The organism is Chitinophaga filiformis (assembly GCF_900102545.1).
Taxonomy (GTDB): Bacteria; Bacteroidota; Bacteroidia; order Chitinophagales; family Chitinophagaceae; genus Chitinophaga; species Chitinophaga filiformis.
The window spans coordinates 893,136-906,447 of record NZ_FNBN01000003.1 but is presented as its reverse complement, the minus strand read 5'-3'; the positions used below and the strand labels follow the sequence as shown (position 1 = coordinate 906,447).

The following is a 13,312-nucleotide window of genomic DNA, read 5'->3' as shown; positions in this document are numbered from 1 at the left end:
GGTAATAACAACGAAGGCCTCACAATATGTGAGACCTTCGTTTATTTAAGACTGAAGACTAATGCCATTGTCCTTTATTCTTCTGGAAACTATATATCAGGTAAAACAAAGCGGGCAGAATAAGAATGCTGCCTAACAATAAAGCTACAGCCAGGGACCAGATCGTTTTCTCCTGCCCCGCATGTTCCATCAGGGAAAGATACTGCCCACCTTTCAGGATCACTATATTAGGATAATGCCGCAAGGTAATGGCCAACAGGATCATCGTTACCTGGAACCCTGCCAGCACACGGATAATATAGACCTTTCCTTTCTTTAACAGCAGGTACCACAACAACACCAGTGAAAGTAATGCCGCTATCAGTGCAATCACCCCTACTGCGTTGTCAAACAACCATTCGTCGAGTGGAATTCCTTCCGAATGCGCAGCCCAGAACACCAGCGCACCAAATACCACAGCCGCTACATTCATCTGCTTGGCCTTACGTATAAAACGGATACGGCTGGCATCCTCTTTTGTTTCTCCGATAATAAAGATAGCCGCCAGGTAACCACAAATGGCTACCGTAAAAAAGCCAACCATTATCGAAAACCAGTTTAGCCAACTGAAGATATAGGCGGTAAGGAAGTCCCCCGCACCGGTATCTATCCTGCCGGAAACTGCACTTGCTGCAATCACCCCCAGGAAGAAGGGCGTCACAAAACTGGAGTATACAAAGATCTTGTTATAGACCTTCTGCATATTGTCTACCACCGCATCATAATGCCGGAAGGTAAAAGCTGTTCCCCTGGCGATAATACCAAATAACATGATCACAAGCGGAATATGCAGATGCGTGGATACCGTTGTATAGATCTCCGGAAAACCTACAAACAACACCACTATTGCAATGATCAGCCACATATGATTAGCCTCCCATACCGGGCCAATTGCCTGGTACATCGTGGTACGTGTATATTGTTTATTCTTATTTGATGTGAATAATTCTATGATCCCTGCCCCGAAATCTGCACCGCCCAGCAGTATATATAATAAAATGGCAGCCCATAAATATGCGATCACTACGTAAATCATGCTACTGAAATTTTAAAGGGAGGGTGAAACATCATATAATTTATCTACCATTTTTATCTGCCGGTACAGCAGAAATGTTACTATCAGCGACAGCGAAATATATACTGCTGTGAAAATATAGAAGGAATACACAATGCCCGGCATCGGCGTAACCGCATCTGCAGTACGCATAATGCCGTTAATAATCCATGGCTGGCGCCCCACTTCCGTTACCGTCCATCCTGCCTCCACAGCAATAAATCCCATTGGCGTTGCCAGCACAAATAAGCGTAACAACCAGTTGTTCTGCAACCAGCTTCGCTTCTTCCAGATGGCAACAAAATAACACAGCGAAATCGCCAGCATCAGCATACCTAAGCCTACCATCACCTGGAAAGCATAGTGTGTGATTGCTACCGGCGGCTGATCCTGTTCAGGTATTTTATCCAGTCCCGTCACAGGTGTCTGGAAATCGCTATGCACCATAAAGCTTAGCATACCGGGTAGTTTAAGCGCATATTTTACTTCCTTGGCCTTGCTATCAGGTATACCACCTACGATCAATGGTGCAGCAGCTTCTGTATGAAAATGCGCTTCCATAGCCGCCAGCTTTGCCGGCTGTCTTTTGGCCACATCCTTTGCAGAAATATCTCCGCTTAACGGTTGCAACAAAGCCGCAACACAGGCAAAGACAGCAGCTATTCTGAATGATTGCATATGAAAACGCACATTCTTTTTCCTGAGGATCATCAATGCATGAATACCTGCCACCGCAAATCCCGTTGCTACAAAAGCTGCAATACACATGTGCAACGCCTGTGAGAACCAGGCATCATTAAACATGGCTTTTATAGGATCTATATTCAGGTATTGTCCATTCACATAGTCAAATCCTGCCGGACTGTTCATCCATGCATTGGCAGCAACCACCAGTATACCAGATACCAGCCCGCTTACACCCACTACCACACCGGTGAACCAGTGGAACCATTTATTGAACCTTCCCCACCCATACAGGAAGAATCCTAACGCAATCGCCTCTATGAAAAATGCTGTTCCTTCCAGTGAAAAGGGCATACCGAATATCGGTCCCGCATGCTTCATGAACTCCGGCCACAGCAGCCCTAACTCAAAAGAAAGCACTGTCCCTGATACCGCTCCTGTGGCAAAAAAGATGGCCACTCCCTTGCTCCACGCTTTGGTAATATTCCTGTATACAACATCATTTGTCCTGAGCCAGTAAAAGTGCGCAACCGCCATAAAAAAGGGCATCACCATCCCTATACAGGAGAATACAATATGAAACCCTAATGACAGCGCCATCTGCGACCTGGCGGCTATAAAATCATTCATCGTAAATTCAATTTACACCTCAAAACTACTAAATACAGAACAGGCGACTATGACAATTATCATTTCGGCATAAACAAGCATAAAAAAGGCGCTGTTTGTATTAGCGCCTTCATATTAATAATCGTTAAACTGCGACTTCATGACCTTTTCTTCTTCCCTTATCCGGGTAACCAGCGGGATCAGGTAAATGGCCATTCCCGCTACCAGTGTTATCCAGGCATGAAAGAACAATGCAAATCCGACCAGTTCAGGCAGCACACTCAGATAATAGTTAGGATGCTTAACCAGTCTGAATAAGGCGGATTTGTTGATCGTATGATATTCTATTGGTGCAATGATCAGTTTCAATGTCCAGATATGCCGTAAAGAATAGATCACATAATACAATATGGCAACGGATGCCACAAAGATCGTCAATCCGGTATAGCTGATATTGTCGTAAAAGAAAGCGCCTTTCATGGAGCCTTCTGTAATACAGGACAGGTAAAACAGTACATGCGCAACTATCAGCAGCAGGGAATTCCGCTTGCCATACTCCACGGCACCCATTTTCTTAAGCTTACGCTCGTTGATACCGGAAATGACACTGCTGATAAGACGCAACAGAACAGTTAGAAAAAATACAGTCAGGATAATGGTCTTCATTGAGTAATTATTATATTATTGGAAAAGTCTATTCTTTATACATAAACCAGTCGTATCCATCGATATTAAGATATTCCTTAGGAACTGCCTTCAACACTTCTCCGTTTCGCGATGAAGGCTCACCACCATCTTCTCCACGCATCCTGATAAACTGCTTGTTGTTTTCCGGATCTCTATAAATACGTTCTATAGTCTCCAAAACGGTATCATTCCACTTGAATTTATACAATTCTACTTCGCCGGGATGGCCATACCCCACCCCACGAACTACTTTTTCCTCCGGGAAAAAGTCAGGATTGTAGAAATTATACAGATGGCTAAATCCGCCTGTCGAAGCGTCATAAGTACGCACATTATATACATATCGTAGGCAACATCCCGAAGAAGAATAGGTTACAACCATATAATCCCTGAGTTTATCCCCGTTTACATCCCCAATACTATCTGATGTAAACTCCAGATATGCGATAGTATCAGTAGAAATTAATTTAAAGCTATTGTTCTCCAGCAAATAAACATTATCAAGTACATTTCCCCCTTCAGCACTGCTCCTGACATGCAAATGGGATTTGCCTGCTTCAAACAGATGTCCAAAAGCCATAGATGCTTTCACTGAAAAGCGTTCGAATTCGTAATGATAATTGCCATCTTGTAAATGTTTGCCTGCATACGTTAATGCTTCTGAACAAACGATATTTATTATACTATCATTATCCAGATCTCCCTCATTCTCAGCAACGTTCTCGGGTCCCTTAGCGTCTTCATAAAGCGTATCTGTGGGTCTGGTCGTTGCCAGGGAATCTTTCTGCTGTTCCGCCTGCATTCCCGCATGACAACCAGCCAGTATTAAACAAATAATAAAAAATAAGGGTCTCACTGCTTACCTGTTTATATCACAAAATTATATAATTCCTCCATAAGCCAGCTCTTATTGAATACATTCTTTACCTTGCCTGCAGTAAACAACCAACCATGGATACCAGGGCATATCTCGACAAATACTTTCCGCACTTTGAAGAAGGATTAAAAGAACAGATCGCAGCTAACAGTGTTACGAAATCAATCACCGCAGGTGAATCCATGATCCAGACCGGCCAGTATTTCCGCTCCACCATGTTGGTAGTGGATGGACGCCTGAAGTTATATCGCGAAGGCGAAGAAGGCCATGAGTTCTTCATGTATTACCTGCTTCCCGGCGATGCCTGTGCACTGTCTATGGTGTGTGCCACCAGGCCACATCAGACCAGCGAGATCATGGCCAAAGCCATAGAAGACAGTATTGTCATCATGGTACCGCTGGAAATGATGGAAAACCTGATGCAGGAGTATAAAAGCTGGTATAGCTTTGTAGTAGAAACCTACCGCAGCCGCTTTGAGGAACTACTAAGTATAGTAGACCAGGTCATATTCAAGGGCATGGATGAGAGACTGGTCGTTTACCTTGCCAACCAGCAAAAGGCCCTGAAAACCAACAAACTGTTCATCACCCATCAGGAGATTGCTATCGATCTGAATTCCTCCCGGGAAGTGATATCCCGCCTGCTCAAGAAGATGGAGCAGCAAAACAAACTGCAATTGCACAGAAATTATATACAAATGTTACCTATGTGACCTTAGTCACCGAAATCGTCTGATTGATCCCTGAGCTTTGCATTATAAACATATAATGTTGCTCATGACAATCCTTGATTACATTCGCCAACCATGGCCCTGGTATGCTTCCGGCCCCGCTATTGCAGCCATTATGCTGCTGCTGGTCTTTTTCGGAAGATCATTCGGGGTTTCATCCAACTTCCGCACAATATGCAGCCTGGCCGGAGCAGGTAAAAAGGTGCCCTTTTTTCAATTCGACTACAAAGCCCAGTATTGGAACCTGCTCTTCCTTGCAGGAGCTGTCGCCGGTGGGTTCATTGCCAGCCACTGGCTGTCGTCTCCCGGCGCATTACAGCTTTCTGCTGCCACTATCCGCGACCTGCAGGCATTACACATCCACTTTGACGGCCTGACTGCTCCTTCCCAGTTATTTGGCTCCGGGGTCCTGCTAACCGCTAAAGGCTGGATTATTCCCGTGGCCGGAGGATTTCTTGTGGGGCTTGGCTCCCGTTACGCCGGTGGCTGCACTTCCGGTCATGCCATCAGTGGATTATCCAACCTGCAGCTGCCTTCACTGATTGCTGTTACCGGTTTCTTCATCGGAGGACTGATCATGACGCATCTCTTTTACCCGCTAATATTTTAAGATGATAAAAAGTATCAGGTACATTCTCACAGGTATATTGTTCGGCATTATTATGAGCAAATCCGAGGCGGTTTCATGGTACCGTATCCAGGAAATGTTCCGCTTCCAGTCCTTTCATATGTATGGCATTATCGGCTCTGCCGTTATCACCGGGATCATTACTATATTCCTGATCAAACGTTACGGTTTAAAAGATATCAATGGGACCACTATTACCTTTCAGGACAAAGCCTTGCAGTGGAAACGCTATTTCACCGGTGGCATCATCTTTGGATTAGGCTGGGCACTTACCGGCGCCTGTCCCGGACCAATATTTGTACTGTTAGGCCAGGGTTTTCCTGTCATGCTGCTCGTTATTGCAGGTGCATTACTGGGTACATATACATATGGCGTTATAAAAGATCGTCTTCCTCATTAAAGGGATTTAAAAACAACAACATGAAGGTTCAACAATTTGAAGATAAAGCACTCTCACAGTATTCATATGCAATTCTCGACGAAGATCAATCAGCCATCATCCTGATCGATCCGGCCAGGGATATCCGTCCTTATTTAGAGTATGCCACGGCCAATAATGCGAAAATCACCACAGTGATTGAAACACATCCACATGCTGATTTTATCAGTAGTCACCTGGAGTTACATGAGCTGACCGGCGCTGTCATTTATTGCTCGGCACAAACAGGCGCAGCTTATGCGCATCAGCCCTTTGACGAAGGACAAACCATTACTTCAGGAGCACTCTCCTTTAAAGCGCTCAATACGCCCGGTCATTCGCCTGACAGCATTTCTATTCTGCTTGCATATAATGGAGAAGACCATGCTGTATTCACTGGTGATACGCTCTTTATCGGCGACTGTGGCAGACCTGACCTGCGGGAAAATTCAGGTAACCTTAAGGCGCTCCGCAAAGAACTGGCCGGACAGATGTACTACTCTCTTCGTGAGAAACTGATGGTACTGGCAGATGATGTGATTGTTTATCCGGGCCATGGTGCAGGCACCTTATGCGGTAAAGACCTCCGCGATGCCAATCAGTCTACAATCGGCGAGGAAAGAAAAAACAACTGGTCTGTACAGGAAATGGAGCTGGACCAGTTTGTCAGCATATTACTGGAAGATCAGCCATTTATTCCACAGTATTTCCCCTATGATGTGGAGATTAACCGCCAGGGAGCACCTGCTTTGCAGGCTGCTTTATCGGGCATCCGTATTACAAAGCCGGCAGCAAACTTTATCCCTTCAGAGATCGTGATAGATACAAGACCTGCCGCGAACTTTAAAGAAGGCCATCTGCCCGGTTCCTTTAACCTGATGCTTGACGGAAAATTTGAGACCTGGCTGGGTGCCATACTCCCACCACATGAACCATTCTACCTGCTGACAGCGGATACCCGTTCTTTACAACAGGCAATGGAACGTACAGCCAGGATCGGCTATGAGACATTTATCAAAGCAGGACTTGTCATGCAGACCGGCTCCGAAAAACAGACACCTTTTGATGCAGACTACTTCGGGCAACACACTGACGAATATACCATCGTTGATGTCCGCAATACATCTGAAGTAAAAAAGAAGCCGATCTTCCGTCATGCCATCAGTATTCCGCTGTCAGAACTACGCCTAAGGCTTAAAGAGATACCGCTGGATAAACCTATCGCCGTTCACTGTGCAGGAGGATATCGCAGCGCCGCCGCCAGCAGCATACTCGAAGCAGCATTGCCGGATAACCTGGAGATCACTGACATCGGTGAACATATCAAATCCTTCTAACCAATCCGTCATATACTAAGGTGGAATTACACCAATACTTTTCGAAGAAATGATGTTACGATTTCATTACCAGTGCAACCACGGAATATTTCCCAACCGGCCGATATAACTTCTGCACTGCGGCAGTATTGCCGCATGCTCAGTTATATTGCCAGACTTAAACCACCTGCACTTTATAATGAAACGTTTTGCAAAAACCCTTTTGCTGTCTGGCTTTTCCTGCTTGCTTTACGCCGACAGCCATAGCCAGTCTTCCTGGAAGATGCAGCCTATAGCCATACAGACCCGCTGGGCGAAACAGGTCAATCCGGCCAGGGTGTTACCTGAATACCCACGTCCTCAAATGGTACGTGAACAATGGGTCAATCTAAACGGACTATGGCAGTATGCCATCACTGACAAAGACGCAAAACAGCCTTCTTCCTTTGATGGGGAGATCCTTGTACCATTCCCGGTAGAGTCGACCCTGTCAGGTGTCAAAAAGCCTGTTCTACCCACCCAGCAGCTCTGGTATAAACGCAGCTTTGACCGTCCGGCTACAAAAGAAGGCGAAAGGATACTGTTGCACTTTGGCGCGGTTGACTGGCAAACTAAGGTATATGTGAACGGTAAAGAAGCAGGCCAGCATGCAGGTGGATATCAAAACTTCTCTTTTGATATCACTTCCCTCCTCGTCAACGGCCGGAATGAACTGGTAGTCGATGTCTATGATCCTACCGATCAGGGGCCTAATCCACATGGAAAACAGGTGCTTGCTCCCAAAGGGATCCGCTATACCGCTACTACAGGTATCTGGCAGACCGTATGGTTAGAAACTGTTCCGGCTATCGCTATTACAGACCTGATGATCACTCCTGAGGTAGATGAAGACCATCTGTCTTTAACGGTTCATACCTCAGGTGAAACAGATTATACAATTGAAGCCATCGCCAGTACAAACGGTAAGATGGCAGGTTCTGTAAAAGGTCCTGCCAATCAGCCACTGAAACTCCCCTTGCGTAATGCCCATCTCTGGAGCCCCGAAGATCCTTTTCTTTACGACCTCTCTGTCAGACTGGTAAAAAACGGTGCTGTAAAGGATAAAGTGAAGTCTTATTTCGGTATGCGGAAAATAGAAGTAAAGAAAGACGACCAGGGACAGGAACGTATATTCCTCAATAACAAATACACATACAATCTCGGTGTGCTTGACCAGGGATTCTGGCCGGATGGTATCTATACTGCTCCCACCGATGAAGCACTCCGGTTCGACATTGCGGCTATCAAAGGAATGGGTTTCAATACCATCCGTAAGCATATCAAAATAGAACCGGCCCGCTGGTACTATCATGCAGACAAACTGGGCATGCTGGTATGGCAGGACATGGTCACCTGCGCCAGCCTGGAACCGGATGCCAAAGCAGCTTTTGAAGTTGAGAATGAAGCCAATGTTAACCAGCTGTATAATCATCCGTCCATCATCTGCTGGGTGTTGTTCAATGAAGGATGGTACACGTACGATCAGCCCCGCCTTACGCAATGGTTACAGCAAAGGGATCATACGCGGCTCATCAATGGTCATACCGGTGAAAACTATGGTAAGGATGGTCCGCAGGACCTTGCAGGCAAATGGGCTAACAGCGACCTTGCTGATATACACGACTACCCCGGTCCAGGGATTGCTCCTGCCCTCCCCGGCAAAGCCAGGGTACTGGGAGAATGGGGAGGCGTAGGCGTACCGGTTAAAGGCCATCAATGGAATGCCGCTGCCGGATGGGGATATGTCAAGATCACACCTTCCGAGATGATTGATAAATACGCTTCTATGGTAAAACGTCTGAAGACCTACGAAACCGCAGGACAATCAGGTTCTATCTATACCGAACCATTTGATGTGGAAATAGAAGAAAATGGTCTTATTACGTACGACAGAGAAGTCGTAAAAGTACCGCTGGAAACATTACGCCGGCTCCATGCCCCTTTCACCGCCCAAGAACGCAGTAAAATGCTGTTACCAACTCTCGCATTAAAAAATGCGGATACTACTTCCATACCCGATCCACATCGCCGGCAGTTCCTTGCATTGCTGGAAATGGATGCTGATGTAAAGAAGACAGGGAACTATAAAATACTAACAGATACCCTGACGGATTACCTCCGCAACGGTGGTACCAGTTTCTCTCCGGCTAAGATCAGCAGCATTTCAAAGAAGGTTTTTGAAGGCACCAATGACACTACTTTGCTGCATCAGGCTTTAAAATGGATGGAAAAGGCCGTAGATATGGAAAGGAACTCCTTTACAATGAGTACTTATGCCAATCTGTTATATAAACTGGGAAACAAAGAAGAGGCTTTGAAATGGATGGATAAGGCAGTTGTACTGGCGCCTGAAAGTGAACAACCCGATTACCAGGTGGTGATGGATAAAATGCAGAAAGGCGAAAATACCTGGCCCTAACATACACTAGCTCACAATAAAAAAGGCGTTCGCTGATGCTGAACGCCTTTTCTTTATTTTTTCCTTTTAGGTTTCGCTCCTCTTGTTTTGGGCTTGCCATACTTCTTCTTCATCTTGTCCGCGTGAGAGATCTTCACATTCACCTTTTTATTTTTCGCCAATTTCTCATGGAATGCAGGCCCTGCTTCTTCCCTGGAAGGTAATTTTATCAGGAAGTTCTTCATCTTTACTTCCGGCTTTTCATCATCTGTCAATACATCCGAGATCACCAGGTCTTCCGGCAGGGGCAATATAGGGATCTGATAGTTCATCAGCGCCTCTATCTTTTCCTGACGGTCCCTCTCCCTGTCTGCGATAAAGATAATTGAGTTACCATTTTTATCGGCACGGCCTGTTCTCCCTATACGATGCAGATAGTTTTCTGGCACTTCCGGTGTATCAAAGTTGATAACGTGTGATACTTCTGCAATGTCAAGCCCTCTCGCGATAATATCTGTAGCAATGATAAACCGGTAGGTGCCATCTTTGAACCTTTTCACCGTATTAAAACGATGGTTCTGTTCTTTGTTCGAGTGGATCACACCTGCCTTTTCAGGATATTTAGCTTCCAATTGTTCGTATAGCTCGTTGGCCATTTCTTTGGTAGCCACAAATATCAGGACTTTCGTCATGGAGCTGTCCCTCTCCAGCAACAACTCCAGCAGGTTCACTTTTGTATAAAAATTAGGGACATGGTAACCAGTCTGACTGATGTTTTTCAGTGGCGTTCCTACAGGAGCCGCTTCCACGGTCACGGGGAAATTAAAATGCGTCTCTATCAGTTGCTCCACCTCTTCAGTAATGGTAGCGGAGAAAAGCAGATTCTGCCGTCTTGCCGGCAGCAGGTCAAGAATATGCTGGATCTGTGGACGGAAGCCAAGATTCAGCATCTCATCCATTTCATCTATCACGACTCTTTTGATGGCCTTCAGTTTCAGGGTACCGCTTAACACAATATCCACCAGACGCCCTGGGGTAGCTACCACCACATCCAGTTTACCTGCCGCAATGTCCATCTGCGGATTCATATTCACACCTCCATAAAAGCCGGCTACTTCCACGCTCATATAGGGCGTTAACTGTTTTACGGCATCCACCACCTGTACCACCAGTTCGCGGGTAGGCACGACGATCAGGAGTTGCGGAAAACGTTCTTTGGAAAATTTAAACTGTCGCAAACAGGGCAGCAGGTAAGCAAAAGTTTTTCCTGTACCGGTCTGGGCTATTCCGCATACATCCGATCCCGACATCACCACTGAGAATACCTTCTGCTGAATGACGGTGGGCGTCGTATATCCCAGATCACTCAATGCATTCAATAAAGGCCTGCTCAGGTTTAATTCTTCAAAAGTCATAATTCAGATAAAAATGAACGGCAAAGGTACTGCTAATCCTGCACATTCATTATTGGGCGGGCATTATCTGTCAAAACGGAGCCAGGAAGGGAGATAAGCTTCCAGGAAAGCCGTACCGGCCTTTGCCCGGAGTATGGGGCTCAATAGCTGCAAAACCAACAGGATTCCAATGGTCATGGCCAGGCTAATGCAACAGAATATCCAGGCGGGGATCTCCCTGGCATACAGGTACATATTCCATTCCTGTGTATTCATCAACAAAAAAACCACCGCCCCTGCCACATAGGCGAAGATCACTGTCAGCAGGGATTTTATGATCCGTAACCAGTAATGGTCTTCTTTAGAGGATAACAGTTCCACGAGATTCAGTAACATCAAGACCAGGCTAAGGCCATAAGTAAAAATGTGTTCCTGGTAAATAGTCTTCCTGTCTGCCTCCAGCAGACTGCTCTTGAAACCAAGGTATAAGATATTGTTGGGTATCATCATTGTTAACCAGTAGATTACACCAAACCCCACAACAATGCCGATATAAGGAAGAAACCCACGGAATGCCATTAAAGAAATATTTAATGACAAATATATAAACTTAAAGATATATATTACTCCCACCCCTCGTTTAGTTATACAGAACTTATCCCGATCGTCCATTTGGGGGCTAACAGTCTCTCCGAAACACCGAATCATCTATGAAAATCAATCATTTGAACAACTTATCTACATCAAAAAGGGGCTTTAAAAGCCCCCTTTCCTGTTGTTGCCGATAGCTTCTTATTTCCCCTGATAGCTTCCAGCTACCTTTACCAGTCTGTCCGGATAATCTGTAATAATCCCATCTACATGGAGAGACATCATCTTCTCCATGTCACTCACCTCATTCACAGTCCACGGTAGCACCTGTACTTTTTTATCATGTGCTTCCTTTACAAGTTCCGGTGTCACCATTAAATAGTAAGGACTATAAATAGCAGGTGTGAATCCAAGCGTTTCCAGATTAGTGGCAAAAGTTTCCTTATTCATGATTAGCAGCGCCAGCGTTTGCTTAGGATCCGTTTTGTGGATTATCTGCAATGTACGTACGTCGAAAGACTGTATGGTGACCCTGTCAGCGATCTTCTTTTTCTTTATCACATCCATGACCATTTTGGCAAACACGTCTGGCTTTGGATGGTATTTATTATCTCCGTCAGGAGAACATTTCGTCTCGATGTTATAATATACCGGCTTCAGATGATGCTTTTTCACATAGGCTTCCACGCTATCGATCAGATCTGCCAGCAGGGGTTTATATGCTTTCATTTTCACCTGCTCCGGAAATTGCGGATGCGGTTTCGTCCCTACGTCATATTTACGGATGCTGTCGTAGGTCATTGTGTACAATGCGTACTGTTTCTCCTCTTCTTTTTTAATATCTGAGCCGTCAGGTTTCCGGACAAATGCTGAGGACATAAATACATCGTGCGACACTACTACCTTATTGTCTGAAGAGATCACACAATCCAGCTCCAATGTTCTGACACCAAGATCAATGGCATGTAACATGACTGGAATAGTGTTTTCCGGCATTAGCCCTCTTCCCCCACGATGTGCCTGTACATCTGTTTTCTGTTGGGCGGAAGCATGTGCGGTTGCTGCTATCATTGCTGCTAAAAGAAAAGTACGTTTCATCATAATCCTGTTATGCAAAGCAAGTTGGTATTTAAAAGGAGAAAACTAAAATTATATAAATGTTAAGAGAATTCTCAGATAGTTTTCTGTAAGTTCATTTTGGTGTACAAAATGTCCTTATTTTTGAGACTGCTGTTTACGGCGTACACCTTCGCTTCAATTCCCCTGAATTTTATTTATTGGTTTGTTAATTATTAATTATGGGGAATAAATCATTTTATAATCTTGATTACATTATTGAGATCAACGAACAACGGTTGGAGCAGTATGCAAATCTTCATCAGAAGAGTGTCGAGCGGTTTACGACATTACTGGTAATATATTCTGCATTCTGCATTTTTCTGATACCACTCGTTCAGACATTGTTTTTTGGTACAAAGCTATGCCACTGGTCATACTATTGTTCATTCTATTTGTTTTGTATTCTTTTCATCGTTTCTATTGTCAATTCAATCATGCTTCTATCACCAGGAGCATTACATATCCTAGTCGCACCTAATGTATATTATAGGAGGATCAAGCAATTCTTTGAAGCAGGAGGTATTCCACCCGCCCAATCTGATGCCTTGATTAAAAACTATTACATTACAGAACTTGAAAAAGCTATCTCTACGAATAAGTTGAAACTAAACCGCAAAATGTTATTTTACAATCGCGCTTTTCGTTTTGCAATCATAGCTTGCATTCCCTATCTATACTGCATTTGGCAGGAAATAAATTTCGAAAAAAAGATCATCCTTAAAAAAGAA

The 13,312-nt window shown here is 44.8% G+C and carries 12 protein-coding genes; 5 read left to right on the top strand and 7 right to left on the bottom strand.

Annotated elements, in window-relative coordinates:
• Window positions 1-58: 58 nt before the first annotated feature.
• The 4 genes from BLR32_RS15880 to BLR32_RS15865 form a co-directional block, all read right to left on the bottom strand.
• On the bottom strand, window positions 59-1,075 hold the full coding sequence (locus tag BLR32_RS15880) for a cytochrome d ubiquinol oxidase subunit II (protein ID WP_089833450.1): 1,017 nt from the start codon (window positions 1,073-1,075) through the stop codon (window positions 59-61).
• A 12-nt stretch (window positions 1,076-1,087) separates the two neighbouring features.
• On the bottom strand, window positions 1,088-2,407 hold the full coding sequence (locus tag BLR32_RS15875; protein ID WP_089833448.1) for a cytochrome ubiquinol oxidase subunit I: 1,320 nt from the start codon (window positions 2,405-2,407) through the stop codon (window positions 1,088-1,090).
• 114 nt (window positions 2,408-2,521) lie between these two features.
• Entirely contained in the window at window positions 2,522-3,052 is a 531-nt protein-coding gene (locus BLR32_RS15870; RefSeq protein WP_089833446.1) for an isoprenylcysteine carboxyl methyltransferase family protein, read from the bottom strand.
• A gap of 28 nt (window positions 3,053-3,080) precedes the next feature.
• Entirely contained in the window at window positions 3,081-3,929 is an 849-nt protein-coding gene (locus BLR32_RS15865; protein WP_143011486.1) for a hypothetical protein, read from the bottom strand.
• A gap of 95 nt (window positions 3,930-4,024) precedes the next feature.
• Here BLR32_RS15865 and BLR32_RS15860 point away from each other — a divergent pair, with 95 nt between their 5' ends.
• The 5 genes from BLR32_RS15860 (at window position 4,025) to BLR32_RS15840 (ending at window position 9,501) form a co-directional block, all read left to right on the top strand.
• On the top strand, window positions 4,025-4,663 hold the full coding sequence (locus BLR32_RS15860; protein WP_089833442.1) for a Crp/Fnr family transcriptional regulator: 639 nt from the start codon (window positions 4,025-4,027) through the stop codon (window positions 4,661-4,663).
• 64 nt (window positions 4,664-4,727) lie between these two features.
• Window positions 4,728-5,291, top strand: coding sequence for a YeeE/YedE family protein (locus BLR32_RS15855; RefSeq protein ID WP_089833440.1), 564 nt, complete (start codon window positions 4,728-4,730; stop codon window positions 5,289-5,291).
• Window position 5,292: 1 nt separating this feature from the next.
• Window positions 5,293-5,709, top strand: a complete 417-nt coding sequence (locus tag BLR32_RS15850; RefSeq protein WP_089833438.1) for a DUF6691 family protein — start codon at window positions 5,293-5,295, stop codon at window positions 5,707-5,709.
• Window positions 5,710-5,729: 20 nt separating this feature from the next.
• Window positions 5,730-7,064, top strand: coding sequence for an MBL fold metallo-hydrolase (locus tag BLR32_RS15845; RefSeq protein ID WP_089833436.1), 1,335 nt, complete (start codon window positions 5,730-5,732; stop codon window positions 7,062-7,064).
• 178 nt (window positions 7,065-7,242) lie between these two features.
• A complete protein-coding gene (locus BLR32_RS15840; RefSeq protein WP_089833434.1) occupies window positions 7,243-9,501 on the top strand; it encodes a sugar-binding domain-containing protein in 2,259 nt (752 codons plus the stop codon).
• Window positions 9,502-9,554: 53 nt separating this feature from the next.
• On the opposite strand, the gene BLR32_RS15835 is transcribed toward BLR32_RS15840, so the two are convergent.
• From BLR32_RS15835 to BLR32_RS15825, 3 genes are all read right to left on the bottom strand, one after another.
• On the bottom strand, window positions 9,555-10,895 hold the full coding sequence (locus tag BLR32_RS15835; protein WP_089833432.1) for a DEAD/DEAH box helicase: 1,341 nt from the start codon (window positions 10,893-10,895) through the stop codon (window positions 9,555-9,557).
• 63 nt (window positions 10,896-10,958) lie between these two features.
• On the bottom strand, window positions 10,959-11,453 hold the full coding sequence (locus tag BLR32_RS15830) for a hypothetical protein (RefSeq protein ID WP_089833430.1): 495 nt from the start codon (window positions 11,451-11,453) through the stop codon (window positions 10,959-10,961).
• A 213-nt stretch (window positions 11,454-11,666) separates the two neighbouring features.
• Window positions 11,667-12,563, bottom strand: coding sequence for a glycerophosphodiester phosphodiesterase (locus tag BLR32_RS15825; protein ID WP_089834180.1), 897 nt, complete (start codon window positions 12,561-12,563; stop codon window positions 11,667-11,669).
• Between the last annotated feature and the right edge of the window lie 749 nt (window positions 12,564-13,312).

Excerpts from the sequence above, each read along its gene's own strand:
- BLR32_RS15880 (WP_089833450.1), bottom strand. The coding sequence starts at position 1,075 with ATGATTTACGTAGTGATCGCATATTTATGGGCTGCCATTTTATTATAT.
- BLR32_RS15875 (WP_089833448.1), bottom strand. The coding sequence starts at position 2,407 with ATGAATGATTTTATAGCCGCCAGGTCGCAGATGGCGCTGTCATTAGGG.
- BLR32_RS15870 (WP_089833446.1), bottom strand. The coding sequence starts at position 3,052 with ATGAAGACCATTATCCTGACTGTATTTTTTCTAACTGTTCTGTTGCGT.
- BLR32_RS15860 (WP_089833442.1), top strand. The coding sequence starts at position 4,025 with ATGGATACCAGGGCATATCTCGACAAATACTTTCCGCACTTTGAAGAA.
- BLR32_RS15855 (WP_089833440.1), top strand. The coding sequence starts at position 4,728 with ATGACAATCCTTGATTACATTCGCCAACCATGGCCCTGGTATGCTTCC.
- BLR32_RS15850 (WP_089833438.1), top strand. The coding sequence starts at position 5,293 with ATGATAAAAAGTATCAGGTACATTCTCACAGGTATATTGTTCGGCATT.
- BLR32_RS15845 (WP_089833436.1), top strand. The coding sequence starts at position 5,730 with ATGAAGGTTCAACAATTTGAAGATAAAGCACTCTCACAGTATTCATAT.
- BLR32_RS15840 (WP_089833434.1), top strand. The coding sequence starts at position 7,243 with ATGAAACGTTTTGCAAAAACCCTTTTGCTGTCTGGCTTTTCCTGCTTG.
- BLR32_RS15835 (WP_089833432.1), bottom strand. The coding sequence starts at position 10,895 with ATGACTTTTGAAGAATTAAACCTGAGCAGGCCTTTATTGAATGCATTG.
- BLR32_RS15830 (WP_089833430.1), bottom strand. The coding sequence starts at position 11,453 with ATGGCATTCCGTGGGTTTCTTCCTTATATCGGCATTGTTGTGGGGTTT.
- BLR32_RS15825 (WP_089834180.1), bottom strand. The coding sequence starts at position 12,563 with ATGAAACGTACTTTTCTTTTAGCAGCAATGATAGCAGCAACCGCACAT.